This is a genomic window from Streptomyces sp. NPDC048514, from assembly GCF_043199955.1.
Classification (GTDB): Bacteria; Actinomycetota; Actinomycetes; order Streptomycetales; family Streptomycetaceae; genus Streptomyces.
The window spans coordinates 38,830-64,543 of the sequence record NZ_JBICWT010000010.1; the positions used below are offsets into that span (position 1 = coordinate 38,830).

The 25,714-nt window shown below is 73.2% G+C and carries 22 protein-coding genes and 1 pseudogene; 9 read left to right on the top strand and 14 right to left on the bottom strand.

Annotated elements, in window-relative coordinates:
- Positions 1 to 25 precede the first annotated feature (25 nt).
- Positions 26 to 2,383, top strand: coding sequence for a SpoIIE family protein phosphatase (locus tag ACGFT2_RS22420; protein WP_393281093.1), 2,358 nt, complete (start codon positions 26 to 28; stop codon positions 2,381 to 2,383).
- A 66-nt stretch (positions 2,384 to 2,449) separates the two neighbouring features.
- Here the strand turns inward: ACGFT2_RS22420 and ACGFT2_RS22425 are convergent.
- The 3 genes and pseudogenes from ACGFT2_RS22425 to ACGFT2_RS22435 all read right to left on the bottom strand — a co-directional run.
- Positions 2,450 to 2,665: pseudogene (locus ACGFT2_RS22425) on the bottom strand (ATP-dependent DNA ligase); the annotation flags it as partial.
- A 139-nt stretch (positions 2,666 to 2,804) separates the two neighbouring features.
- Positions 2,805 to 3,410, bottom strand: a complete 606-nt coding sequence (locus ACGFT2_RS22430; protein ID WP_393281096.1) for a DNA polymerase ligase N-terminal domain-containing protein — start codon at positions 3,408 to 3,410, stop codon at positions 2,805 to 2,807.
- Positions 3,411 to 3,707: 297 nt separating this feature from the next.
- Positions 3,708 to 4,472, bottom strand: a complete 765-nt coding sequence (locus ACGFT2_RS22435) for a YoaK family protein (RefSeq protein ID WP_393281099.1) — start codon at positions 4,470 to 4,472, stop codon at positions 3,708 to 3,710.
- Between the two features lie 463 nt (positions 4,473 to 4,935).
- Between ACGFT2_RS22435 and ACGFT2_RS22440 the strand changes: the two genes are divergently transcribed.
- Positions 4,936 to 5,919: a TauD/TfdA dioxygenase family protein gene (locus ACGFT2_RS22440; protein ID WP_393281101.1), complete on the top strand. Its 984-nt coding sequence runs from the start codon at positions 4,936 to 4,938 to the stop codon at positions 5,917 to 5,919.
- A gap of 87 nt (positions 5,920 to 6,006) precedes the next feature.
- On the opposite strand, the gene ACGFT2_RS22445 is transcribed toward ACGFT2_RS22440, so the two are convergent.
- Complete coding sequence (locus tag ACGFT2_RS22445; RefSeq protein ID WP_393281104.1) at positions 6,007 to 7,509, bottom strand: metallophosphoesterase family protein; 1,503 nt, start codon at positions 7,507 to 7,509, stop codon at positions 6,007 to 6,009.
- A gap of 181 nt (positions 7,510 to 7,690) precedes the next feature.
- Between ACGFT2_RS22445 and ACGFT2_RS22450 the strand changes: the two genes are divergently transcribed.
- Together ACGFT2_RS22450 and ACGFT2_RS22455 are read left to right on the top strand one after the other, a co-directional pair.
- Complete coding sequence (locus ACGFT2_RS22450; protein WP_393281107.1) at positions 7,691 to 7,855, top strand: hypothetical protein; 165 nt, start codon at positions 7,691 to 7,693, stop codon at positions 7,853 to 7,855.
- Positions 7,856 to 7,950: 95 nt separating this feature from the next.
- Positions 7,951 to 10,272: a M4 family metallopeptidase gene (locus ACGFT2_RS22455; protein WP_393281626.1), complete on the top strand. Its 2,322-nt coding sequence runs from the start codon at positions 7,951 to 7,953 to the stop codon at positions 10,270 to 10,272.
- Between the two features lie 59 nt (positions 10,273 to 10,331).
- Here ACGFT2_RS22455 and ACGFT2_RS22460 read toward each other — a convergent pair whose 3' ends face one another.
- The 5 genes from ACGFT2_RS22460 to ACGFT2_RS22480 all read right to left on the bottom strand — a co-directional run bounded on the left by ACGFT2_RS22460 (position 10,332) and on the right by ACGFT2_RS22480 (position 16,012).
- A complete protein-coding gene (locus tag ACGFT2_RS22460; RefSeq protein WP_393281110.1) occupies positions 10,332 to 11,531 on the bottom strand; it encodes a glycoside hydrolase family 64 protein in 1,200 nt (399 codons plus the stop codon).
- A gap of 151 nt (positions 11,532 to 11,682) precedes the next feature.
- Positions 11,683 to 12,438 carry a dienelactone hydrolase family protein gene (locus ACGFT2_RS22465; RefSeq protein ID WP_393281113.1) on the bottom strand — a complete coding sequence of 252 codons (756 nt, stop codon included), beginning with the start codon at positions 12,436 to 12,438 and terminating at the stop codon, positions 11,683 to 11,685.
- Positions 12,439 to 12,554: 116 nt separating this feature from the next.
- On the bottom strand, positions 12,555 to 13,175 hold the full coding sequence (locus tag ACGFT2_RS22470) for an L-threonylcarbamoyladenylate synthase (RefSeq protein ID WP_393281116.1): 621 nt from the start codon (positions 13,173 to 13,175) through the stop codon (positions 12,555 to 12,557).
- A 268-nt stretch (positions 13,176 to 13,443) separates the two neighbouring features.
- Complete coding sequence (locus tag ACGFT2_RS22475; protein WP_393281119.1) at positions 13,444 to 14,682, bottom strand: serine hydrolase domain-containing protein; 1,239 nt, start codon at positions 14,680 to 14,682, stop codon at positions 13,444 to 13,446.
- A gap of 223 nt (positions 14,683 to 14,905) precedes the next feature.
- The gene (locus tag ACGFT2_RS22480; RefSeq protein WP_393281121.1) at positions 14,906 to 16,012 is read right to left on the bottom strand and encodes a PP2C family protein-serine/threonine phosphatase; all 1,107 of its coding nucleotides are present in this window, start codon (positions 16,010 to 16,012) and stop codon (positions 14,906 to 14,908) included.
- Positions 16,013 to 16,260: 248 nt separating this feature from the next.
- Between ACGFT2_RS22480 and ACGFT2_RS22485 the strand changes: the two genes are divergently transcribed.
- Positions 16,261 to 17,169: a GNAT family N-acetyltransferase gene (locus ACGFT2_RS22485; protein WP_393281124.1), complete on the top strand. Its 909-nt coding sequence runs from the start codon at positions 16,261 to 16,263 to the stop codon at positions 17,167 to 17,169.
- A 141-nt stretch (positions 17,170 to 17,310) separates the two neighbouring features.
- Here the strand turns inward: ACGFT2_RS22485 and ACGFT2_RS22490 are convergent, their stop codons facing one another.
- From ACGFT2_RS22490 to ACGFT2_RS22505, 4 genes are all read right to left on the bottom strand, one after another.
- The gene (locus ACGFT2_RS22490) at positions 17,311 to 18,258 is read right to left on the bottom strand and encodes a Gfo/Idh/MocA family protein (protein ID WP_393281126.1); all 948 of its coding nucleotides are present in this window, start codon (positions 18,256 to 18,258) and stop codon (positions 17,311 to 17,313) included.
- A 139-nt stretch (positions 18,259 to 18,397) separates the two neighbouring features.
- On the bottom strand, positions 18,398 to 19,381 hold the full coding sequence (gene tgmB, locus ACGFT2_RS22495) for an ATP-grasp ribosomal peptide maturase (RefSeq protein WP_393281128.1): 984 nt from the start codon (positions 19,379 to 19,381) through the stop codon (positions 18,398 to 18,400).
- 17 nt (positions 19,382 to 19,398) lie between these two features.
- Positions 19,399 to 19,590 carry a putative ATP-grasp-modified RiPP gene (tgmA, locus tag ACGFT2_RS22500; RefSeq protein ID WP_020938095.1) on the bottom strand — a complete coding sequence of 64 codons (192 nt, stop codon included), beginning with the start codon at positions 19,588 to 19,590 and terminating at the stop codon, positions 19,399 to 19,401.
- Between the two features lie 296 nt (positions 19,591 to 19,886).
- Positions 19,887 to 20,762: a fructosamine kinase family protein gene (locus ACGFT2_RS22505; protein WP_393281130.1), complete on the bottom strand. Its 876-nt coding sequence runs from the start codon at positions 20,760 to 20,762 to the stop codon at positions 19,887 to 19,889.
- Positions 20,763 to 20,948: 186 nt separating this feature from the next.
- On the opposite strand from ACGFT2_RS22505, the gene ACGFT2_RS22510 reads away from it, so the two are divergent.
- A complete protein-coding gene (locus ACGFT2_RS22510) occupies positions 20,949 to 21,659 on the top strand; it encodes a tRNA-dependent cyclodipeptide synthase (protein WP_393281132.1) in 711 nt (236 codons plus the stop codon).
- On the top strand, positions 21,656 to 22,867 hold the full coding sequence (locus ACGFT2_RS22515; protein WP_393281133.1) for a cytochrome P450: 1,212 nt from the start codon (positions 21,656 to 21,658) through the stop codon (positions 22,865 to 22,867). Before ACGFT2_RS22510 ends, ACGFT2_RS22515 begins: the two co-directional genes overlap by 4 nt.
- Positions 22,868 to 23,026: 159 nt before the next feature.
- Here ACGFT2_RS22515 and ACGFT2_RS22520 read toward each other — a convergent pair whose 3' ends face one another.
- Positions 23,027 to 23,905 (bottom strand): hypothetical protein, encoded by an 879-nt coding sequence (locus ACGFT2_RS22520; RefSeq protein WP_393281134.1) that lies wholly within the window; start codon positions 23,903 to 23,905, stop codon positions 23,027 to 23,029.
- A gap of 353 nt (positions 23,906 to 24,258) precedes the next feature.
- Between ACGFT2_RS22520 and ACGFT2_RS22525 the strand changes: the two genes are divergently transcribed.
- A complete protein-coding gene (locus tag ACGFT2_RS22525) occupies positions 24,259 to 24,855 on the top strand; it encodes a hypothetical protein (RefSeq protein WP_393281135.1) in 597 nt (198 codons plus the stop codon).
- Positions 24,856 to 25,000: 145 nt separating this feature from the next.
- The gene (locus ACGFT2_RS22530; protein ID WP_393281136.1) at positions 25,001 to 25,669 is read left to right on the top strand and encodes a class F sortase; all 669 of its coding nucleotides are present in this window, start codon (positions 25,001 to 25,003) and stop codon (positions 25,667 to 25,669) included.
- Positions 25,670 to 25,714 lie beyond the last annotated feature (45 nt).

Here is a 25,714-nt window from a genome sequence, read left to right on the forward strand (position 1 = left end):
GGACAATCGGATCATCCTGGGAGATATGGAGCATGTCGCCGCCGTGGCGGTCATCGACGCCCAGGGCAGGGTGACCGGATGGAGCGAGGGCGCGCGGCTGCTCACCGGACATCCCGCCGGAGAGGTGGTCGGCCGGCCGGCCGCGGGCCTGCTGGCCGAGGACGTGCCGCCCGGCATCCTCGCCGCACGCACCGGCACCGTCGCCCTGCGCCGTCGCGACGGCCGGCGCGTCGACCTTGCCCTCACCGCCTGCCCGGTCACCGGGCACGGCGGACAGGCGGCCGGCTTCGTCGTGACGGCCACCCCGGCGGACACCCTGCTCGCCGCCCGCGCCTTCGAGCAGGCCTCCATGTCCATGTCGGTCTTCGACCTCCAGCAGCGCTATCTGCTGGTCAACGACACCGCCTGCAAGGTGATGGGCGTGGACGAGGCAGCTCTGACGGGGCGGTTCTTCTCCGACACCGTGCAGGGCACCGACTCCGACCGGGGCTACCTGCGCCATCTCCGCGAGGTCGCGGGGACCGGCCGGCCCGTCCGCTACGAGAGCTTCGCCCGCGCGCCCGCGCTGAACCGCGAGCACCTGTGGAGCATCGAGATGTGGCCGCTGCGCGCCTCCTCGGGCCAGCTGGCGGGCGTCGGCATGGCGGCGTTCGACAACACCGAGCAGTACTGGGCCCGGCGCCGCCTCGCCCTGCTGAACGAGGCCGCGACCGGGATCGGCACCACCCTGGACGTGGTCCGCACCGCCGAGGAACTGATCGAACTCCTCCTCCCGCGGTACGCCGACTTCGCCAGCGTCGATCTGCTCGACTGGGTGCTCGGCGCGGACGAGCCGCCGATGATGCCCGACGGCGCCGTCGTGCTGCGCCGAGTCGCCCACGGCTCCAGCCGCCCGGGCAACCCCGGTGCGGCCGTGCACATCAACGAGACCCATCTCTACGAGTCGCCCTCACCGCCGGCCACCGCCCTGCGTGCCGGCCACGCGGTGCTCAGCCAGGCCGGCGAGCCCGAGTTCGTCCAGTGGCTCGACGAGCGCAACGCGCTCTCGCCCCAGGGCCGGCCTTTCCGGGAGGGCGTCCACTCCATGATCGCGGTGCCGCTGCGGGCCCGCGGCACCACCCTGGGCGTCGCGGTCTGCGTCCGCTCGACCCACCCGGACGACTACGCCCCCGACGACGCCGTGTTCGCCGAGGAACTCGCCAGCCGGGCCGCCGTCTGCATCGACAACGCCCGCCGCTTCGCCCGTGAACGCTCCACCGCGCTGGCCCTCCAGCACAGCCTGCTCCCGAGGGGCCTGCCCGGGCAGGCCGCGGTCGAGGTGGCCCACCGCTATCTGCCGTGCGGATCACTGGCCGGCGTGGGCGGCGACTGGTTCGACGTCATCCCGCTCTCCGGCGGCCGGGTCGCCCTGGTCGTGGGCGACGTGGTGGGTCACGGCATCCAGTCCTCGGCCACCATGGGCCGGCTGCGCACGGCCGTACGCACTCTCGCCGACGTGGACCTGCCGCCGGACGAGCTCCTCACCCACCTCGACGACCTGGTCACCCACCTGGCCGCCGGCGACAGCGGCGACGAAGTCGCCGAGCTGGGCGCCACCTGTCTGTACGCCGTCTACGACCCCGTGTCCCGCCGCCTGTCGATGGCGGCCGCCGGCCACCCCACCCCGGCCGTCGTCCTGCCGGGCGGCACCGCGGAGTTCGTCCCCATGACCGCCGGGCCGCCCCTCGGCGTCGGCGGGCTGCCCTTCGAGGCGGCGGAACTCGTACTTCCCGAGGGCTCCCTCGTCGCCCTCTACACCGACGGCCTGCTGGAGGACCGCGCGCGGGATCGGCCCGGCGCGTCCGACGACCTGCGCCGGGCCCTCGACGCACCCGCGGACACCCTCGAAGCCCTGTGCGACAGCGTCCTGAAGGCCGTCATGCCGGTGCAGCCCGGCGACGACGTCGCCCTGCTGCTCGTCCGCACCCGGGCCCTCGGCGCCGACCGGATCGCCACCTGGGACGTCGCGCCCGACCCCGCCCAGGTCGCCGTTCTCCGGCAGGCGGCCGGCGACCTGCTGACCGAGTGGGGCCTGGAGGAGACCGCCTTCGTCACCGAACTCGTCGTCAGCGAACTCGTCACCAACGCCATCCGCTACGGTGCTCCGCCCATCCAGCTCCGCCTCATCCGGGACCGCGCGCTCATCTGCGAGGTCTCCGACGCCAGCTCCACCTCACCGCATCTGCGGCGGGCGCACGCCTACGACGAGGGCGGCCGCGGACTGCTCCTCGTCGCCCAGCTCACCCAGCGCTGGGGCAGCCGGCAGACGGGCAGCGGCAAGACGATCTGGGCGGAGCAGCCGCTTCCCGACACCGAAAGGCCGGCCGGGGCCGGAGCCGCGTGATCGGAGGTCAGGGGTCAGGCCGCGGGGCGCTACGCGCACCAGGTCCCGTGGCCGCTTGTCCTCGCGCAGCCCGAGGAACCGCGGATGGCGCAGCATCCCGTCCCGGGTCCACTCGGTGAACGAGACCTGTGCGACCGGCTCCGGCTCCGTCCAGCCGGCCCGCGACTCCCGCACCATCCCGGTGACGGGTGAGCCGTCCCGGCGCAGCCCGTCGAGCCGCTCGCGCGACTCCAGCAGCGTGCGCCGGTCGAAGCCGGTGCCGACCTTGCCCACGTAGCGCAGCCGGTCACCCTCGGTAGTACGTCACCGCGACCCCGGACGCCTCGATGTCCCGGAGCCGGGTCAGTCGGCGCCCGGCGCGCTGGTCGCAGCGGCCGCTGCCGCTCCGCGGGCAGGGAGTCCAGCGGCCCGGCCACCGCCGTCACTCCTCGCCGGCGGCCGCGACCTGGGCGAGGGTGCGTCCGGTGCGCACCGAGCGGGCCCGCCGGGGATCCGGGGTGCCGTGCTTCTCCGACCGCGCCGGGCCCTTGCGCACCAGCAGCCAGGCGTCCTCGTCGTCGCTGCCGCGGAAGCGGGTGAGCGCGTACTCGCCGTGCAGCTTCGTGCCGTGCAGCCGGAAGGTCGCGTGCCCGCGCTCCAGCGACTCCGCGAAGTCCACCGGGTGCCCCCGGCGGTCGTGGCTCAGCGGCTCGTAGGTCCCGTGATCCCACACGATCACGGTGCCTCCGCCGTACTCGCCCCTGGGGATCACGCCCTCGAAGTTCTCGTAGTCCAGCGGATGGTCCTCGGTCGGCACGGCCAGCCGCTTGTCGCCCGGGTCGGTGGACGGCCCCTTGGGGATCGACCAGGACTTCAGGACGTCGTCCACCTGGAGCCGGAAGTCGAAGTGCATCCGCCTCGCGTCGTGGATCTGGACCACGAACCGGGGCTCGTCGCCCGCGTCCCGGGCCGCCTGGCCCGACGGTTCGCGCGTCCGCTCGAAGTCTCGCTTGCCGCGGTACTTCCGCAGCCGGTCCTCCGCTGCCACGTGCGGCTCCTTTCCGTCGTCCGCCTCACCGGGCCCCGGGTACCCCGCACCACCGCACTCAGCCGGCGCCGCCCTCCGCCGGCACGCACACCGCGCCGCGCCGACCCCGCCCCGCGTGCCGTGCGTCCGGCCGGCGGCGTCGCCGGAGCCCCGGACCGGAAGGGGGTACGGCCCCGGCGCGGCCGGGAGGTCTTCCACGTCGAGCCCGGTGGCCGCGGCGCCGAGCCGCCGGACGTCCCCGGCAGCCGCACGTCCCCTCGGGCGGCAGCGCAGCGGAACGCGTGGACGAGCGGCAGGTCACCGCACACGTGCGGACTCCGGCGAGGGCCGCCGGCGGCGGGCCACGGCGTACCCGGCGGTGACGGCGCCCGACAGCGCCGCGACGCACACCAGGCCGGGGCCGGGCCCCAGGCGCAGCAGCAGGGCGCCGATGACTCCGCCGGCGAAGACACCGAGGACGGTGCCGAGACGGCGTGCCTGCGGCAGCAACGGCTCCCGGGCGGCGGCCGAACCGCCCGGCAGCAGGCCCGAGAGAAACTTGACCAGGGTGATCTGCATGACCGTCGTCGGCATGTCGGGAATGCTCGCCTGCATCATCACGCGATTGCGCCATCCCATGGCGGCCGCGAGCAGCGCGACGGCGATGGTCGTGGCGGACTCCGGTGGAATGCGCCGACCGCTCACGCCCACCACGATCAGCCCGGCGAGCAGCACCGTCGCCGCCTCCAGACACAGGGCGGGGACGAACCACCGGCGGCCTCGCCGATCCAGCCGTGTGACCGCCAGGTGGGCGGCGACGGCCCCGGCCACGAAGGCGGCGAGGGCCTCGGCGGGCCGGGCGACCGGCGTCCCCGCCTGCACCACCCCGAACCCGAGGAACAGCAGGTTGCCGGTCGTCAGCGCGGCGAACGCGTGCCCGAGCCCGAGAAAGGTGATGGCGTCGACGGCGCCCGCGATCACGGTCAGCGCGAAGAGGACGACGGCGATGCGGACCTGTGTGCGCGTCGGGCCACCGTTCACATCGTCCGCCGATCGGCCGCACAGCAGGGAAGGGACGGGCACCCGAACCGGCCGCCGGTCCCGGGCGCGCCCGGGACTCATCATCCGGCGCCCCGCCGCGCCCCGCATCCGGAACCACCCCCGCGCCCACCGCCGGGGCGGGCGGGAAGCGAGAGCTGTGGCCGTCGGCCGGACGTGAGGGGAGAAGCGCGAACGCCCGGGCGAACGACGGGCTGGATGGGCGAGCGGCGGACGGCGGGTGAACGACGGGTCGGGTGAGCCGAGCGGCGGATGGCGGGCGAACGACGGGCTGGATGGGCCGAGCGACGGACGGCGGGTGAACAACGGGTCGGGTGGGCGAACGGCAGCTGGCGGGCGAAGGACGGGTCGGGTGGGCGAGCGGCGGACGGCGGGCCGCATGGGCGGTGCGGCGCGTCCTGGGTGCCGTGCACCGGGGTTCGCCGTGCGCGGGGGGCAGGTGCCACGATCTGTGGTGGACCGGTACCGGACGAGCATCGGAGCGCGCATGACGACGCACAGGGCCACCGCGGGGCGGACGGAACGGCCGGAGCAGGTGGCCGGCGTGGAGGTGAAACCGGTCGCCGGGCACATCGGCGCCGAGATCACAGGCGTCGACCTCGCGGAGCCGCTGGTCCCCGCCGTGGTGGCCCTGGTCCGGCAGGCCGTGCTGCGCTGGAAGGTGGTGTTCTTCCGCGGGCAGCGGCTCGACCACGCCGGGCATGTCGCCTTCGCCCGCCGCTTCGGGGAACCGGTCGTCCTCGGCCGGCGGGGCGGCGCCTCACCGGCCGGCTTCCCGGAGGTGGAGACCACCGCGGACCGCCTGGAACTGGGCGGCCGGTTCGGCATGGAGCACGAGGAGTGGCTGCAGCGGCGCCGGCACACCCTGCTGCGCGGCTGGCACTGCGACCACGGTGCCCGGATCGACCCGCCGGCCGCGACCGTCCTGCGCGCCGAGACCGTCCCGCCCTACGGCGGTGACACCACCTGGGCCAACCTGGCCGCCGCCTACGCCGGGCTGTCGGCGCCGGTCCGCGCCTTCGTGGACGGCCTGCGCGCCGAACACCGGCTCGGCGTCGGCTACCAGCCCCGGCCCGGCGACGACGCCTACCTGCGCCATCTGCTCGACCACCAGGTCGCCTCCGTGCACCCGTTGGTGCGGGTGCACCCGGAGACGGGCGAGCGGGTGCTGTTCGTCAACGGCTACTACCTGGAGCAGATCGTGGACGTCTCCCGCCCGGAGAGCGCGGCCCTGCTGGAGATGCTGCTGGAGCAGGTGGTGCGGCCCGAGTACACGGTCCGCTTCCGCTGGGAGCCCGGCAGCGTGGCCTTCTGGGACAACCGGGCCACCGTCCATCTCGCCCCGAGCGACAACGCCCACCTGGGCCGTCCCCGGATCATGCACCGCGTGATGCTCGCCGGAGACGTGCCCGTGGGCGTGGACGGAAGGCCCTCCGAGGCGGTCACCGGGACCGTGCCCGGCCGCTGGTGAGACGGCGCGGGCGAACGCCGGCGCACCGGCCGGCCCGCCGGGTACGGCAACCGCGTGATGAGCACACCGGGTGTGACCACCGGGTGATCAGCACAGCGGGATGGTGACCTTGTCCTCCACCGGCGGGTCGATCTCCTGGGCGCGGTTGCCGGTCGCGGCGAAGCAGCGCAGCCGGACCGCGTCCGCCGTGACGTCCAGGCGCAGGAAGCTCTTGAAGAACGGCGGGCTGTAGGTGGTCGAGGACGGCGAGAACAACTGCGTGTAGATCTTGCGCACCGGCAGCCGGAGGCGGGCGGCGCGTTCGGGGCGGCGTCCGGTGCCGAGGAGGCTCGCGACGAGCCGGGTGCGCCGGGTGACCCGCGCGCCGGCGTCCGGTGCGCGGCCGGGCTCGATGCCGAGGCGTTCGGCGACGACCGCGGTCGCCGCGGCCTCGCTCAGATCGAACAGGCGCGGCAGCCGCAGCCGGCGGCCGTAGAGGCGGCTGTAGAAGGCCAGCGAGTCACCGCGCAGCGGGTAGCAGCGGAAGTCGCGCTCGGTGACACCCCCGACCGACACCCGTGGGATGGTGTGCGTAGCGTGCATGAAGGCGCCGCCGCCGCCCGCGACGACGTACTGGACGAGGCGGCCGTCCACGTCGACCGGATAACGCTGGTAGTTGTGGATGTCACCGCCGATGGCGGCCACGTAGTGATGCTCGGCGGCCCGGACGATGTCGTCCACGGTGCCGCCGCCCTCCACGGGACAGGGGTGGTGCTCACCGTCGACGTACAGCGGTGACCCGGTGATCAGGATCTTCGGCCTCGCCCCCCGGGACACCTCGCGCAGCCACGCGCCCTGTTGGGCGTCGATCGTGCCCAGCAGGCCGGTGTCGATGCCGACGATCCGCACCGGCCCGGCGTCGATCGCCCAGTAGGGGCCGGGCTGTTCGGCCTGCTGGGCCGGGGCCGGCCGCAACGCCCTCGCCGCCGCGAGACGTTGCTCGTCCGTGGGACGCGGCCGGTGCCACAGCAGGGAGCGCCACCAGGCGCGGGTGAGCGGGCGGGGACGGGGCTCGGGGTCGAGCGCGGGGGTGTCGGCGCAGAAGACGCGCATGAAGGCCCCGAGGTCCTCGTACCAGTCGTGGTTGCCCGGTATCGCGTACACGGGCGCCGGATAGCCCTGGTACGGCCGGAAGAACTTGTCGCCGTAGTCGTCGGCCCTGCCCACGGGATAGTTGACGTCGCTCGCGATCACCGCGAACTCGGTGCCCTGACCCGCCTTCAGAAAGCCGGGGACGACGGCGTACTGCGAGGCGTCGCCCTCGCCGGTGTCCCCGATGACCATGAAGGAGAACCGGTCCGGGACCTCGTGCCGGACCACCTTGTCGGCGGGTGCCCCCGCGGCCTCCCGCCGCGCGACCCATCGGCTGCGCGTCCGGCCGGTGGGATCACCGAACCAGGACGCCAGCACGCCGTTGCGGGCGGCCCACAGGGTCCGCGGGTTCAGCCACGACAGCTTCTCGACATGATCGGGCATCAACTGCCGGTAGGCGCCCTGTTCGGCCGGGCCCCAGCCGGCGCCCTGTGCGGTATCGCGTGAGGAGTCAGACACGCGGTGCACCGTAACAACGCGCCGTCCGGGAACGGGATGCGGGGCGCGCGAACCCCGGCACCGCCTGGCTGCCGGCGAAGCACCTCAGGCCCGGCCGGCGGCCCGGCCGGCACCGGTGACGCCCGGTCCGCCCGAAGCCGGCGGCATAGGGAAAACCCTCGAAAGACCTCCAATGACTGACATGTTCGAGTCAGAGCTGGAATTCTCCCCCTGGCACACCGCACCTGCATGGTGTGTGCACGGATCACGGTCCCCCGCACAGCTCAGCTCACCCGGGCAGCAGACCCGTCTGCCCGGTCTGTCACCGGCCGCGACCCGGCGGCCGCAGCAGGAGGAGTACGAGTGAGACGCCTTCCCCACAGACCCCTTCCCCACAGAGGTCACCTGCGGGCCACGGTCGGAGCCGCCCTGGTCTCCACCGCAGCCCTCCTCGCCGTCGGCATGCAGGCGGTCCCTGCGACCGCCCACCCGGCCGCCGCGCACCCCACCCCGGTGCGCACCGGCGGCCAGGAGGCCAAGCTCTCCCCGGCCCAGCACCAGGCGCTGTTGAAGAGCGCCCAGCAGCAGACCACCGCGACCGCCCGTACCCTCGGGCTCGGCGCGAAGGAGAAGCTGGTCGTCAAGGATGTCGTCAAGGACAACGACGGCACCGTGCACACGCGGTACGAGCGCACCTACGCCGGCCTCCCCGTCCTCGGCGGCGACCTCGTCGTGCACACCCCGCCCGCCTCCCTGGCCGCGGGAACCGTGAGCACCACGTACAACAACAAGCACCGCATCCAGGTCGCCTCGACCGCCGCGACCGTCACCAGGTCGGCCGCCGAGGCCAAGGCCCTCACGGCGGCGAAGGCCCTCACGGCCGTGAATCCCACCGCCGACAGCGCCCGCAAGGTGATCTGGGCCGGCACCGGCACCCCGAAGCTCGCCTGGGAGACCGTGATCGGCGGTTTCCAGGACGACGGCACCCCCAGCAAGCTGCACGTCATCACCGACGCCGCCACCGGCAAGGAGCTGCACCGGTTCCAGGCGGTCAGGACGGGCACCGGCAACACCCAGTACAGCGGCACGGTCACCCTGAACACCACGCTGTCGGGGTCGACTTACCAGCTCTACGACACCACGCGTGGCGGCCACAAGACCTACAGCCTCAACAAGGGCACCTCGGGCACCGGCACCCTGATGACCGACGCCGACGACGTCTGGGGCGACGGGACCGGCTCCAACACCCAGACCGCCGGCGCCGACGCCGCCTACGGCGCACAGGAGACCTGGGACTTCTACAAGAACACCTTCGGCCGCAGCGGCATCCGCAACGACGGTGTCGCCGCCTACAGCCGCGTCCACTACAGCAGCGGTTACGTCAACGCCTTCTGGGACGACGGCTGCTTCTGCATGACCTACGGCGACGGCTCGGGCAACACCCACGCCCTGACCTCGCTGGACGTCGCCGGTCACGAGATGACCCACGGCGTCACGTCCAACACCGCGGGCCTGGAGTACAGCGGCGAGTCGGGCGGGCTCAACGAGGCCACCTCCGACATCTTCGGCACGGCGGGCGTGGAGTTCTACGCCAACAACGCCAAGGACGTCGGTGACTACCTCGTCGGCGAGAAGATCGACATCAACGGCGACGGCTCGCCGCTGCGTTACATGGACAAGCCGAGCAAGGACGGCGGTTCGGCCGACAGCTGGTACAACGGGGTCGGCGACCTCGACGTGCACTACTCCTCGGGCCCGGCGAACCACATGTTCTACCTGCTGTCCGAGGGCAGCGGCACCAAGGTCATCAACGGCGTGACCTACAACAGCCCGACGTCCGACGGGGTCGCCGTCACCGGCATCGGCCGCGCCGCCGCGCTGCAGATCTGGTACAAGGCGCTGACGACCTACATGACGTCCAGCACCGACTACGCCGCCGCCCGCGCCGCCGCGCTGCGTGCCGCGACCGACCTGTACGGCGCCAACTCCGCGCAGTACGCCGGGGTGGGCAATGCCTTCGCCGGCATCGCCGTCGGCGGCCACATCAACCCGCCCGCCAACGGCGTGACGGTCACCAACCCGGGCAGCCAGTCCGCCACCGTCGGTACCGCCGTGAACCTGCAGATCCAGGCGAGCAGCACCAACAGCGGCGCGCTGACCTACAGCGCCTCCGGTCTGCCCGCCGGCCTGTCGATCAACGGCTCGACCGGCCTGATCTCCGGCACGCCCACCACGGCGGGCTCGTACAACACCACCGTGACGGTGACCGACTCCACCGGCGCGACCGGCACGGCCACCTTCGCGTGGACGGTCAGCACGACCGGCGGCGGCTGCAGCTCCAAGCAGCTGCTGAACAACCCCGGCTTCGAGTCCGGCAGCACCGGCTGGACCGCCACCAGCGGCGTCATCACCAACGACACCGGCGAGGCGGCCCACAGCGGCTCCTACAAGGCGTGGCTGGACGGCTACGGCTCCTCGCACACCGACACGCTGTCCCAGTCGGTGACGATCCCCACGGGCTGCAAGGCGAGCCTGACCTTCTACCTGCACATCGACACCGCGGAGACCACCGGCACCGTCCAGTACGACAAGCTGACGGTGACCGCCGGTTCGAAGACCCTGGCGACCTACTCGAACCTCAACAAGGCCGCCGGCTACAGCCAGAAGACCTTCGACCTGTCCTCGCTGGCGGGCCAGACGGTCACGCTGAAGTTCAACGGCGTGGAGGACTCCTCGCTGCAGACCAGCTTCGTCGTGGACGACACGGCCCTGACGACCAGCTGATCCGGCCCTGACGACAGCGGTCCCGCACCCGGACGTCCGGGTGCGGGACCGCTGCCGTGTCAGCTCAGCGGATCCAGCGTCAGATACGCCTGCTGCGGGCCGCCGTCGTGCACCAGCGACTCCTGATTGCCGACGTCGTCGAAGGCGAACGCGTACGCCTTCCCGTCGGCCATCTGCGCGTGGATCTTGCGCGCGTACTGGTTGGTCACCGGGTCCTGGTAGAAGTTCGCCGAGGTGGTGTCCGGCTGGTTGGGGTTGACCAGCAGTGTCGAGCGGTTGAAACCGGCGCACAGCGTACGGGAGATGGGGCCGCGCACGGTGTCGTTGGGTGCGTCCAGCAGCTTGTGGCAGCCGAACACGCTGGACGCGTCCGGCTTCTGGAAACTGGTGACGACCGCGCCCGAGGAGTTGGTGAAGTTCATGACGTTCCCCGCGACCCGGCCGAAGTACCTGGTGTTCGGCTGGTCGGCGAAGGGGGTGACGGTCAGCGTCGACGTCGTGTACTTCTGCCAGACCCGGTTCACGTAGTCGTCCATCACGTTCGCCGGCAACGCCCCCGTCTCCACGCCGTACAGCGGGGACAGGGCGCGCAGCACGGTGCCGTCGGAACGCGTCTGCACCAGGCCCGCCCAGCCGCCCGGCTGTCCGCGCAGCGCGTTGAAGAAGCCCGTGTAGCCACCGGACTTGAGATGCCCGGTGGTGCTCACCGTGCCGTCGGCCCGCTGCACCCCGACCGCGTACGGAGCCGAGAACATGTCGACCTGGGTGCTGTTGAGCCACAGCCCGGCGTCGTTGAGCGTGTACTCCGACCAGTTGAAGAGGATGTCCCGGTTGGGGTCCGAGGGGTTCTGCACGGCCGGCTGCACGAGCCCGCCGGTGGTGAGCCTGAAGTCGAGCTTGCGGCCGTAGGAGAAGTAGATCCGGCCGGAGAACTTCGGTATGCGGATCGTCCTGGACTGCCCGGCGGCGGGGCCGGGGATCGCCGCGTCCGGTGCGGGCGTCGGCGGGTTGCCGCCCGCCGGCCAGGCGTGGAAGGTGCCGTTCGCGTCGGCCCAGCCCTGCCGTCCCGAGGACAGCTGGGTGCCGAGGTCGTAGACGTACACGGGTTCGGAACGGCCCGAGTTGTTGGTGATCTTCAGGGGGATGGTGTCGGGTACGGCGGCCTCGGCGCGGTCGGTCGCGCCGAGCGCGAGGAGTCCGCCGACCAGGGCCGCCGCGGCCGCCAGGGGCAGCGCGGGGCGTGTGAGCCGTTGAGGCACTCTCCACCTCCGTGTGGGGTCGGGGTCGCACGGACAATTGGTCCGTACCTGTTTGAGAGCGCTCTCAGATTCGTGCCGGGGTGCGTCCATGTCAATAAGTAGGACGAGATCGGCCTCGGCGCCCACCCCGCGGCGGGCGCCGGGAACCGGGTCAGAACGTGCGCGCGAGCAGGTCGAGCAGTGCGGCCCAGTGCCGCTCGTCGGCCGCGCGGTCGTAGGCGGGGGTGTCCGCCTGCGTGTAACCGTGGTGGGCGCCGGGGTAGACCTCGCAGATGTGCCGTACCCCCGCGGTGGTCAGGGCCTCCTCGAAGCGCGCGATCTGCTCCGGGGGCAGCGAGGGGTCGTCGTCGGCGTGGCCGAAGTACAGCTCCGCGGTGATGTTCGGGGCGCCCACGTGCGGGCTGCCGGCGTCGTCGGTGGCGAGCCGTCCGCCGTGGAACCCGGCCGCCGCGGCGACCCGGTCCGGGAACGCGGCCGCTGTCCACAGGGCGAGCCGGGCGCCCGTGCAGTAGCCGGTCAGCGCGACCGGCCCGTCGGCCGCGAGCGGGCTGTCGGCCAGCCAGCGCAGGTAGGCGCCCGCGTCCCGCTCGACCAGGTCCGGCGTCAGCGACGACACGACCGGGCCGAGCCGTTCCCAGATCGACGGGTCGGCACCCGGGTCGATGAACTCGGGCAGGTCGACGACCGGGGCCCGGCCGAGGCGGTAGAAGACGTTCGGGACCAGCACCGTGTACCCGGCGGCGGCCAGCCGGTCCGCCATCGACCTCAGGTGCCGGCGCAGGCCGTAGGCGTCCTGGTAGAGCAGTACGGCCGGACGGGGCCGCGCGTCGGCGGGGTGGACGAGGTAGGAGTCGGCGACGCCGTCCCCGGTGGGGATGTCGACGGCGGATCCTCGTACATCGGACATGGGGGAAGGGCCCTCCCTGGGGAACGTGCGTCGGGCGCCGGACGATTTCCCGGCGCCCGGCTCCGGCCCATGCTGTCACGCGTGATCCGGCCCGGCGCTCCCGGCGGCCCGTGCCCTCACTCGAAGCGGCTGGTGTCGCCCGCGCCCCGGCGGACGATCTCCGCCTCGCCGCCGGAGAAGTCGACCACCGTCGTCGGCTCCGTACCGCAGTCGCCCGAGTCGACCACCGCGTCGACCGCGTGGTCGAGCCGGTCCTTGATCTCCCAGCCCTGGGTCAGGGGCTCCTCCTCGTCCGGCAGCAGCAGCGTGCTGGACAGCAGCGGCTCGCCCAGCTCCGCCAGCAGCGCCTGGGTGACCACGTGGTCGGGGATGCGCACGCCCACCGTCTTCTTCTTCGGGTGCAGCAGCCTGCGCGGCACCTCGCGGGTGGCCGGGAGGATGAAGGTGTAGCTGCCGGGCGTCGACGCCTTCACCGCCCGGAACACGTCGTTGTCCACCCGCACGAACTGGCCCAGCTGCGCGAAGTCCCGGCACACCAACGTGAAGTGGTGCCGGTCGTCCAGACGGCGGATGGACCGGATCCGGTCCATCCCGTCCTGGCTGCCGAGGCGGCAGCCCAGCGCGTAGCAGGAATCGGTCGGGTATGCGATGAGTGCTCCCGAGCGCACCGCGTCGGCGACCTGGGCGATGCTGCGCGGCTGCGGGTTCTCGGGGTGCACGTCGAAGTACTTCGCCATCCGTCGAGCTTATGCCGTCGCCCGGCGTCGCCGGCGCAGACCCGGCAGCCGGGCCGTATCAGACCGAGCGGTCGGTTTCCGGCCATCCCTGGTCCGTCCCGGAGTTCCCGTGTGTAGCGCGCGGGATTCGGGGCATCGGACCTCTGAGCCGTCCGGGGCATCCCCCCGCTCCGGACCTGGCGTCTCCGCCGGCGGCCCCACCCCCCCCGGGCCGTCGGCGGAGCTCTGTCCGGAGGCGCCGGGCCGGGCGCCGGTAAGCGGCGTGGGGTCATCTGGCCGCGGGCTCGGCCGGCAGGTTGAAGACGTGCCGTGGGGAGACGGTCTCCGTGACCGCCCGACCGATCAGCGTGCTGGGTTCCTCGTCGTCGTGGCCGATGTCGGTGTTCAGGAGCGCCACGAGCGTGGTCCGCGTCGCCGGGAGGTAGATGGTCAGGGACTCGTACCCCGGCAGGGAGCCGTTGTGGCCGATCCACCCCTGCACGTCGAAGATGCCCAGCCCGTACCCGGCGCCCGGGATCGGGGTCGGCGGGGTGACGAGCCGCTGCCTCTGCATGGCGGGGCTGATCATGCGCTTGCCGTCGGGCAGTCGGCCGGTGGCGACGGTGCGGGCCCAGATGCGCAGGTCGTCCAGTGTCGAGATCATCGCGCCGGCCGCCCAGCCCCAGGACGGGTTCCAGTCGGTCGTGTCGGCGACCCTTCCGTCGGCCGTCTGGTCCGTGTAGCCCTGCGCGTGCGGTGCGGGGAACTCGTTGCCCGCCGGGAAGAGGGTGTCCTTCATGCCGGCCGGACCGAGGATGTGCTGCTTGATGTAGTCGCCGAGGTGCCGACCGCTCTCCTTCTCCACCAGCAGGCCGAGCAGGATCAGGTTCGTGTTGGAGTAGGAGAACTTCCGCCCCGGCTCGAAGAGCACCGGATGCCTGAAGGCGTAGTCCAGCAACTGCTGTGGGGTGAAGGCGCGTTCGGGGTCGGACGTCAGGGCCTTGAAGAAGCCGTCGTCCTCGGAGTAGTTGAACAGCCCGCTGCGCATGCCGGCCAGCTCGCGCAGGGTGATCCGGTCGCCGTTCGGGACGCCGCCGATGTACTTGCCGATCGGGTCGTCCAGGCCGACCCTGCCCTGGTCCACCAGCTGCAGCAGTGCGGTCACGGTGAACGTCTTGGTCTCGCTGCCGATGCGCGTGTACAGGTCCGACGCCATCTTCCGGCCACTCGCCTTGTCGGCGACTCCGAACGAGCGGACGTAACTCGGCTGTCCCGGCGTCCAGATGCCGACGGTCACGCCGGGCACGTGCGCCTCCCGCATCACGCGCCGGACGGACGCGTCGACTTGCCGTGCGACATCGGGGGTGAGGGCGCGGACGTCCGGCTTCGGGGGAGCCGGGCTGGGCGACTCGGCGGCGAAGGCCGGTACGGAGGCCGGTACGGCCCCTGCGGCGAGGGGCGCCAGCAACGTCCCCGCCGACACGGCGACCAGGACCCCTCGGCACAGACGTGCGGTGGCATGGGACATGGGCTGCCTCCAGGCACGGGAGACGAGACCGTGCGGTGAGCGGGACCCCGGAGCCCGGACCGTCTCAGCATAGGAGCGCCCGGCCCGCCGCGCCCGTCGGCAGAAACCCCTCACGCCCGGGGCGAAGAGGGTGTGGAACGCCCGCCCCACGGCCGGAACACTCGCGCCGCGGGCCTGCCGCCTCGTGCCGCGCACCCGTCACCCCCCGCCACGGGCGCCGAGGTCAGGCGACCGGGGGCTCGGGTGCCAGCACCAGCATGGTGGCGTCGTCCCGGACCGCGTAGTGCAGCCGCCTCAGGTCCGCCCAGACCGCGTCGGGCAGCTCGGCGGTCGCCGTGCCGGTCAGGGCGGCCAGCCGTTCGGTCAGCGGATAGAAGGCACCGGCCGGGTCACGGGCCTCCCACACACCGTCGGACGCCACGAACAGCCGGTCGCCCGGGCCGATCGCCACGGTGACCTCCTTCGGCGGATCGAGGCCGACCAGCCCGACCCCCAGGGGTGGCCCGGGCACGACCGACACGTCCACCGCCTGTCCCGCGCGCAGCAGGACGGGCGCCGGATGCCCGCAGGCCACCACCCGCACCGTGCGCGCGTCGGGCGAGAACTCCAGCAGCACCCCGGTGGCGAACAGCTCCGCGTGCCGCACGGCCGCCGAGTCGACCCCCAGTCTGCGGTCCATCCGCGCCGCCACCGACTCCAGGTCCGGCTGGTCGAGGGCGGCCTCCCGGAACGCCCCCAGCAGCGACACCACCGTCGCCATCGCCGAGAGCCCGTGCCCCTGGACGTCGCCCATCACCGCCCGCACGCCGTTGGGACCCGGCCGCACGTCGAAGAAGTCGCCGCCCACCAGCGTCCCGTCCTGCGCCGCCCGGTAGAAGCCCGCGCAGCCGATGCTCGCGACCCGCTTCGGCAGCGGCGGCATGACGGCCCGTTGCACGGCCTCCCCGATCGCCCTCTCCGTATCCAGCTGGGCGTCCCGGTGGCTGCGGACATAGGACACGAACACACTCAGCGCGGCCACGAACGCGATGGTGAGCAGATCGGTGTCGCCGGGGCGGTTCAGATGGGTGCTGGGAAGATTCAGCACCACGATCACGCCCACGCCGAGGACCGCGGTCGCCAGCGGGCCGTAGGAGAGCACCGCCAGCGGGGGAATGGCACCCAGCAGGAAACCGAGATCGGCGGAGTGCGAAGTCACCAGCGTCGCCGTGGTCACCGCGGCGAGCAGCAGCACGGGCAGCACCCGGATCCACCACGGTGGCGGCGCGCCCCGCAACCAGCCGCGAGCCTCAGGTAGTCCACGCGACCCCGGGCCGCGCACCGATCCCACATCCCCACGCTACGCCGCCGGCCACGACCCGGCCTCCTCCCGGCCGGGACTCGCGGAGCGGCCGGTGAAAAACCGGTGGAGTCCCGGGCGGCGGTCCGCATACAGTCTGAGCGCACGCCCGAGACCGACGGAAGGAGGGGAGTGTCATGGCCACTGTCATCCCGCGCTCCCCCCTCCCCGTCGCCCGGGTGTGCCACGTCTGACCGGGAGCGCTCCCCGCTGAACGCAGCACGCACCCCGGAGGACCCGTGACCGACCTGGTCATCCGCACGCTCGACGAGAGCAGTGCGCACCTTTTCGACACCATGCCCGACCCGCTGGGCTTCCGCGAGAAGCACCGGCACACCCGCTACCGCCCCGACTGGCAGCGCATCGCCCGGCGCGACGGCCGCACCGTGGCCCGCGCCGCCTGGTGGGGCCGGCCCGAGGACACCGAGCCGCTCCTGATCAACTGGCTGGACGTGGCCGAGGGGGAGGAGGAGGCAGGAGCCGAACTCGTGCGGACCGCGCCCTGGCGGCCCGACGAACTCGATCTCGACCTGCCCTCCGGCTGGCGCGACGACCCCCGCCTGCGGGCGGCCGTCGAAGTGCGCGCCGCCGCCGCGCGCGGAGCCGGCTACGAACCCCTCGTGGAGCGCTTCCTCTACCGCTGGACCCCGGAATGCGGCCTGCCCCGGCGACCCGGGCGTCTCGTGTTCGGCGGGGAACCGGACGACTCCGTCTTCTTCGACCTGCTGCGCCGCATCCACTCCGTCACCCTGGACGCACACGCCCGCCGGGCCATCGAGCAGGGCGGAGTGGACCTGGCCGCACAGTCGGAACTCGACGTCTTCCACTGGATGCCGTCCCCGCGCAGCTGGTGGCAGATCGCCCGGACACCCGGGGGCGAGCCGGTCGGCGTGCACATCCCCGCCCGCAACCCGTCCGGACCGTGCATCGGGTTCATCGGCGTCGTGCCGGAACAGCGCGGCCACGGGTACGCCTACGACCTGCTCGCCGAGTGCACCCACTTCCTGGTCGGACACGGAGCCGAGTTCATCGCCGCCGCCACCGACCAGGGCAACTTCCCCATGGCCGCGCACTTCACCAGGGCCGGCTACCCCGTCGTACGGGAACGCGTCAATTACTGGGCCGACCACGCTCCCGGCGCCGGGTGACGTACCGAAGGGTGCGGTGACCGCACCGCGGCGTGGCGGGCAACCGGTCGTGACCGTTCGTCTCCGTCAGCCACCCTCCCGGCCACCGTCGCCGCGGTCACCCTCATATCGATGGCCACGGCCGCCATGACCACCGTCCGGTCAACGGGCCCGGTCGTCCGAACCGGCCCAGTCGTCTGAACCGGCCCAGTCGGCGGAGGCCCGGTCGGCGGCGGCCGCCAGCCGGGCCTCCGCCGCCGAGAGGATCTCGGTGACGCGCAGGCCGAACGCGGCGTCACAGGCGTGCGGGCGGCCCGTGCGAGCGGCCGCCACCAGGGAGTCGGCGGCACGGGCGAGCGCGGGGACCGCTCCCTCGGAGCTGCCCGGCAGGAGCGACACCCCCGCCTCGCCCCGGAGCTCCACATCGGCGCCGGCCGCCGCGGGCGGTGCCGACAGGCTCAGGGTGAGGGTGCTCGACGCTCCGGTGGCGTGGTCGAGGACCAGATGGACGGTGTCCGCGGGACCGTGCGCCGCCGCCACGACCTGTCGTACGTCACCGAGTACCGGCAGCAGCACCGACAGGGCGTGCGGGCCGACGTCCCACAGCGCGCCCTTCTCCCGCCGCCACGGAGAGGCCGCGAACGGGCTGTCGGTCGTGAACACCGACCCCAGCCACTGTGCACGGGCCGTGAACCAGCCCGGCACGGCGGCCTGTTCCTCGATCCAGGCGTCCGGCTCCTTCTGGAAGCGGGCGGTGAAGAAGACCACCGAGGCCACCCCGGCGCGCTCCACGGCCTCCGTGACGGCCCGCGCCTCGGCGGCCGACACCGCCAGCGGCTTGTCCAGCAGCAGATGGCGGCCCGCCCGCGCCGCACGCACCGCCAGCTCCGCCTGTACGGACGGCGGCAGGGCCACCGCCACCGCGTCCACGTCGGCCAGCAGCGCGTCCACGTCGGCATGGGCGGCGACGCCGTACCGCTCCGCCAGCTCGGTGGCCGCCGCCGGCCGGCGCCCCCACACGCCGGCGAACTCCACGCCGGTGTGCCCGGCGAGAGCGGGAGCGTACGCAGTCCGGGCCCACGGGCCCGTCCCCAGCAGTCCGATGCGCATGTCGCGTTCCTTTCTCCGAGCCGTTCCCCGCGGCCTCGTCATGCCGTGCCGCGAGCCGTTCCCCGCAGCCCCGGAGAGGCTGCGCCGCATGTCTTGTCCGCCGTCTCACAACGTTGCCCGCAAGTCGTCGGGGGCGGCCTCAGGATGCCGCGCTCCGATCGCCCTCCGGGCACGTGCGGACCGTGTCCGCAGGCCCGGCGAGCCAGCCGGCGATGGTGGCGGCGATCGGCTGTCCGGTGTCCATCTCGATGAATCCGAACTGGCCCGACTGGTTGCATTCCAGGAACCACCAGATCCCGTCGGCGTCCTCCGCGAAGTCGAACGCCCCGTAGGCCAGTGAGGCGTCGCCCAGGTAGTGCAGCACGCTCTCGGCGACCCGTGGGGGCACGTCCGCCGGCTGCCAGGGGGAGACCGACGGGGCGAAGCGGACGTCCACGTCCTCCGGCCGGGCGTCCGGGTCGACGGGCTTGCGCGCCGCCAGCAGGGTGTCGCCGACGGCGGTGAGCCGGATGTCGGCCCGCTTGGGCACCCGCCGCTGCAGCAGCGTCGGGCCGAACGCCACCGCCGAGAAGTCGGCGTCCGGCGGGACCCGGGTGGTCGGCACCGCACGGGGCGGCTCCTGCGGATGCGCACCGGAGACGGGCTTGACCACCAGATCCGGGAATCGCTCCGCGAACTCCCGCGCCGCCTGCGGGAACGTCGTGATCAGCGTGGCGGGCACCGCCAGGCCGCAGTGCTGGGCCAGGTGCAGCTGCCAGGGCTTGTGGCGGGCGCGGCGGGCGGCGTCCGGGTGGTTCATCCAGCGCGCCTCGGTGGCGCGCAGCATGCCGTACAGCGCCTGCGCCGACTCCTCCGTCAGCCATGCGGACGGCTGGGCCGCGCGGGCGGCCGCGTTCCCGGGTCTGCGCACCCACACGGAGCGCAGTCCGCTCAGGCTCACCAGGCGTCCGCCGACGGACAGATGCGCGCGGTGGGCGCCCTGCACGAATTCGCCCGACAGTGACACCCCATGGGTGAGATCGGCGGGGTCGAGCCGGACGACGGGCACGCCTGCCTCGCCCAGCCGGAGGACCACCATGTCCGCCGTCACGTCCTCTTCACTGGTCAGGATGAGCACGGTCATCTTCCAAGGCCCACGCTTCAGTCGTCGAAGTGCGTCTTGGAACCGGCGGTCGACGTCGTCGTTCCGAGTGCTCTCAAGGTCGCGTGGTCGGTGGCGGCGATCCGCCCGTCCGGGAGGACGTTCAACTGCAGTCCGGAGTCGTATGCATACGGAGTGGTGACGTCCAACTGCACTGCTGGCCGCGCGTAGTTGAGCGTGAACGGTTGCATGGTCTCTCCCTGATTCGGCTTTCACGTCCTTATACGAATCGAACGGGTGAATGGTTTCCTTACTCTGCGTGATGGCGGTGTGGAGGAGTCGCCGCGAGGGTGCCGCAGACGGGCGACAACGAAACGTCGTCCTGCTGTGAGGGTGGGCGGCGCGCCTGCATGACACATGACGAAGTGTCGGACATCACAGCCGACGCCGACCCCGACGCTGACGCCGACCCCGACGCGCCGACGCCGACGCGCCGATGCCGCCGGTGGGATCGATGCCGTGCGTCAGCGGGCGCCCGGCCGGCCGGTCACCTCGCCAGCGCCTCGCGCGCCACCGCCAGGGCCTGCTCCGCGTAACCCCGCCCGAACAGCACCGCGTGCACCAGCAGGGGGAAGAGCTGGTGCACCCCGACCCGCTCACGCCGGCCGGCGGCCGTCGGTGCCGTCTCCTCGTACCCGGCGAGGACCCGGTCCAGGTGGGGGCAGCCGAACAGCTGCAGCATGGCCAGGTCCGTCTCCCGGTGGCCGCCGTGCGCGGCCGGGTCGATCAGCCGGACCTCGCCGTCGGCGCCCCACAGCACGTTCCCGTTCCAGAGGTCGCCGTGCAGCCGGGCGGGCGGCTCGGCGGGCCCCGCCAGCTCCGGCAGCCGTGCGCAGACCCGTTCGAACACGCCCGCCTCGGCCGGGCGGAGCGTGCCACGGTCGACCGCGCCGCGCACATACGGCAGCACGCGCTGCTCGCCGTACCAGCCGGGCCAGTCCGGCCAGTCGGGGGCCGGCGTGTTGCGCATGGGGGCGAGGCCGATGCAGGCGTCCTCGGGGCCGCCGGGGGGCGGTGCTCCGAAGTGCGGCGCGCCGGCCGAGTGCAGGGCGGCCAGCGCCCGGCCGAAACGGTGCGCCGCCGCCGGGTCGGGGTGCCCGGTCGGCACCCGCTCGGTCACCAGCCAGTGCTCGTCGTGCCCGAGCACCGCCGGTACCGCGACCGCGTCCGCCGCCGCCAGCCAGCGCAGTCCGGCCGCCTCGGCGCGGACCGCCCCCGGGACGCCGTCGGGCTTGACCATCACCGTCGTCCCGTCGTCCAGCGTCACTTCGGTCGGCCGTCCGTGCGCCGCCCTGGCGCCGGTGACCGGGCGCCCGGTGAGCCGGGACGCCGCCTGCCCTGGATCCTCGTCTCGGTCGGCCACGCCCCCAGCGTACGGCCGGGACCGGACCCCGCCGCGGCGCCCTTCGACCGTTACTACGACGCTTTTCGGCCAAACCCCGGCAGTTACTACCCGTGCTGATCTCGTACGACTAGCGTGAGGGCGCCGCGTGGCCACACCAGGGGCACAGGGCCCCACGGGACTTGCGCGCGGCGGAGGATCTTCCCCGTGACCACAGCATCCGTGCTGATGGCCGACGTCTTCGAAGTCCAGCCCTACACTTCCCACTGCGAGATCATTCTCGGCGAGGGTGCGCATGCCGTGATCGGCGTGTCCCCGGGCAACAGCTACTTTTCCGCCCGACGCCTGCACGAGCTCGCCCGCTGGGGACTGGACCACTTCGACAGGGTCGACTTCGTCTACACCGACCTGTACGTGGCCGAGATGTACGAGGCTTCCGGCTATCCACCCGACGAGGCCCGCCGCAAGGCCGTGAAGAATCTGAGAGGCGTCCGCGCCAAGGTGCGTGACGCGGTGTCGGCGGCCGACCCGCACGGGCTGCGGCTGGACTGGCACCCGATGTCGGAATTCCGCACCAACCCCGCCTATCAGGAGATCCACCGCGAACTGCAGGCGCGACTGGCGTCCGACGGGGCCTTCCGGGCCGTCTGCGACGCTCTGGTGAATCGTTTCCTCGCCGCTCGTGGCGAGGTGCCCACCGAGCGGCAGCAGGCCGTGTGCCTGGAATACGTGTGCGCCGAGGCGCCGCTGTTCCTGGACACCCCCGCCATCCTCAAGGTGCCCTCCTCGCTCAACTGCTATCACCAGCTGCTGCCGATGGCCGAACTGCTGTACTCACGCGGTGCCGGCCTGCGCGCCTCCCGCAACCAGGGTCACGCCATCGTCACCCCGACCGCCCTGGAAGGAGCCGTGGCATGACCACCGCCCCCGGCATCCGCGCCGACCACCGGCCCCTGCCCGACTTCCCGTTCTCCTGGGACGGCACGCGCGTGCCCGCCGAGGTGGCGGAACTGCGCGCCGCCACCCCCGTACGGCGCGTGCGGACCATCGCCGGCGACGAGGCCTGGCTGGTGTCGTCGTACGAACTGTGCGCCCAGGTCCTGAAGGACGACCGGTTCTCCCTGAAGGACACCTCCGCACCCGGTGTGCCCCGGCAGTACGCGCTCACGATCCCGCCCGAGGTCGTGAACAACATGGGCAACATCGCCGGGGCCGGGCTGCGCCGCGCGGTGATGAAGGCGCTCAACCCCAAGGCGCCGGGCCTGATGGAGTGGATGCGCGAAGAGGCCCACCGCCTGGTGGACCTGATGCTGGCCGACGGCCCCACGGCCGACCTGCGCGGGGCGTTCTGCGAGCCCTACTCGGCGGGCATGCACTGCCGGCTCCTGGGTATCCCGCAGAGCGAGGCCCCGGCCTTCCTGCGCAGCCTCGACATCGCCTTCATGAACTCCGCGTGCCCGGTCACCGGTGCCCGGATCAACTGGGACCGGGACATCGCCCGGATGACGGCCCTGCTCGACGACCCGGCGACGCACGGCCTGATGGGCGAACTGGCCGCCCTGCGCGACGACCCCGGCTACGCGCACCTGACCGACGAGATGCTGGCCACCGTCGGCGTCACCATGTTCGGCGCCGGAACCATCTCCACCTCGGGCTTCCTCGCCATGGCCCTGGTCCACCTGCTGACCCACCCCATCGCCCGCGACCTCCTCAGGGACCGCCCCGACCTGACCGGCGCGGGGGTGGAGGAACTGCTGCGGGTCAACCTCTCCATCGGCGACGCCCTGCCGCGCCTGGCCCTGGAGGACGTCCGGCTGGGGGACGTCGAAGTGCGCCGGGGCGAACTCGTCCTGGTGCTGGTGGAGGGCGCCAACCTCGACCCGGCCAAGTTCCCCGACCCGCACCGCTTCGACCCGCACCGTGACAACACCGCCGACCACCTCTCCTTCGGTGGCGGCGCCCACTACTGCCCCGCCACCGCGCTCGGCCGCGCCCACGCCCGCATCGCCCTGGAGGTCCTGCTCGACCGGATGCCACAGCTCGCGCTCGCCGTGCCCCCCGGCCAACTGGTCTGGCGCACCGGATTCATGAAGCGGATACCGGAGCGGCTGCCGGTGACCTGGTAGCCCGCAAGCGGGCCTTTGCGCGGCCGCCGGACCTGGTGGCCCGCCGCAAGTGGATGCCCGAGCGGCTGCCGGTGACCTGGTGGCCCGCCGTGCCGTTCCCCCGTACGGCGTCCCCGGCCCGGTACCCCGGGCGGGGCCGCCGACGGAACGCGGGTGCCGTCAGCCGCCGGCGACGTACGCCCCCCGGGTGAGCCCCACCGGATTGCCGGGCGGCAGCAGTCCGGCACCCTCGACGGCGCGGGCGAGCGGCTCCAGCAGCTCGGCCAGGCGCGCGGTGCGGTCCGCGCCGAGCGCGGCCCAGGGCCCCTCGGCCGCCGCGTCGGTCAGCGCCTCCACCTCCGCCCGCAGGGCCGCCCCTGCGGGGGTCAGCGAACCGTCCGCCGCGAGGAGGCCGCCCTCACTCAGCCGCGCCTCGGCCGCCGCCCAGTCCGCCTGCGCCCACTTCCGCGTCTCCCGCAGGAACAGCCCGTCGGACTCGCCGGCCGCCGCCTTCAGCACCATGGCGTCCACTGGTCCGAGCCCCTGGCTCACCAGCACCGCGACGTGCCCGTCGCCCCGGTGCTCGCGCAGGGTCGTGAGTGCCTGCCACAGCCGCGCGGTGGGCTGCGCCGGGCGTTCCAGGACCTGGTTGGCGGCGGCCAGCACCCGGCCCGCGGTGTCCGCGGCCGCCGCGGCCTCCCAGGCGAGGTCCGCGGCCTCGGCGAACCCGTCGGAGCCGACGGCCTCCGGCCCGAACAGGCCGGTCAGCGCCGCGTCCATGGCCTGCCGGCGCGCCGCAAGCACCTCGGCCGGAGCCGCGTACCCCCAGGCGTCGGGCAGCGCCCGCGCCACCCGGGCCGGATGGAAGACGTAGAACGAGCTGCACACCACGGCGGGGGAGACCGCGCCGAGCGGCGCGGACCGCAGCGCGAAGTAACCCATCCAGAAACCGCGCATCCCGAGCGCGTCCGCCGCCCGGTGCGCCTCCGGGGCGAAGTACACCAGGTCGTGCACCGGCTCGTACCGCTCCCACATGGCCCGCGCCATCCCGTCCGCCACAGCTTCCTCCCACCGCCTCGCCCCGCCGTTCCATCGGCACCAGCCTGCGCTATGACGCCTGTCATAACAAGGGGGGGGATCGGCGGCCGGAGGTCCGCGACCGCGCGGCCGGCGCGACCCGGCCGGACGCGCGCGGTCCCCGGCGCACGCGCACCGGCCCCGCCGCGCCGCCCGATTGACCCGGACGAGGGGCCGGACGGCGCAATCAGTGGGTCAGACGGGTGGTGCGGTGCCCCGGCTGGACGGCCCGGATGGTGGGAGCCGGAGCCCTCGCTGACGGTGGTTCATGTCGAGGCCGGGTCCATCCAGCTGATGAGGTATCCGCTGCCCGGTCACGTCGGAAGGACATCACTATGCGTTCTGCCCGCATGCTTCTGGCCACGGCGGCCGCCACGGGCGCCATCGCCATCGCCACGCCGGGCGTCGCGTCCGCCGCCTTCGGCGGCGACGACGGAGGCCGTGACGACTCCTCATACAGCCGGGAACGTGACTCCGGCGGCGACCGGGATAAGGGTTCCGGTTCCGGCAGGGACCAGGAAAAGGATTACGGCAAGGAAGGCGGCGACGAGGGAGGACGCGGCGAGCCGCGCGGCGGAATGCACACGGGTGGCGGAGCGCTCGCCTCGGTGCTGCGCAGCGGCGACTGGGATTCGGGCTCGGACTCGGACTCCGGCTCGGGCCGCGGCGACAGCCGCTTCGACCCCGAGAGCTACAAGGGCGACAGCGGTGACAAGGGCGGCAAGGGCGGCAAGGGCGGTGGCGACGACGGTGGTGGCGGCGGCAAGGGCGACTGGGGTGACGACGAGGAGAAGCCGCGCGGCGGCATGCACACCGGTGGCGGCGCGCTCGCCACGCCCGGAGTCACCGCGGGCGGGCTGGCCGTGCTCGCCGTAGGCGCCACCGGCATGTACGCCCTGCGGCGCAAGAAGGCCACCGCGCCGGCTTCCTGACGGGGCGGCACGGGGCCGCGGGCGCCGTCGGCGCGTCCTGCGTGCCGTCGGCCCGCGCCCCCGGCGCCCCGCCCGGGCGCCGGTAACGGTGCCCCGCCCTCCGCTCCGATCCGCGTGCTGCCGTGCCCGAATGAGGTGATGTCCGATGGCAGCAGACCCGTCCTCCCCGACCGCCACCGATTCCCCGGCCGCGCCGAATGCGCGCGGCGGGCGCCTGGCCCTGTGGGGCGTGGCGATCGCCGTGCTCGCCATCAGCATGTTCGGCGGGCACGACAACGGCTCCGGTGAGGTGTCCGGCGCGTCCCGTACCCCGGGTGCGAGCGCCGTGGCCCGGTCCGACCCCGAGCAGCCCGGCGACGCGCTGCCCCGCTCCGTGCCGACCCGCCTGCTCATCCCCAAGATCGCGGTGGACGCGCCCTTCACGTCCCTGGCCATCGGAACCACGGGCCAGCTGCAGCCTCCACCGGCGGGCGACACCAACCTCGTCGGCTGGTACGCCGACGGAGTGGCGCCCGGCGAGCAGGGCACCTCGATCATCGCCGGGCACGTCGACACGACGACCTCCCCCGCCGTCTTCGCCAATCTCGACGCGCTGGAGTCCGGCGACACCTTCTCCGTGGAGCGCGCCGACGGGCGGACGGCGAAGTTCGTCGTCGACAGTGCCGAGTCCTTCGCCAAGGACGACTTCCCCAGCAAGCGGGTGTACGCCGACGCGGCGCGCCCCGAGGTCCGGCTGATCACCTGCGCCGGCGACTACGACCACGACGTGCGGGACTACACCGAGAACCTGGTCGTCTTCGCCCACCTGGTGTGATCGGCCGCGCCGAGGCCCGGACGGCGTGGCTCGGGCGGCCGGGGC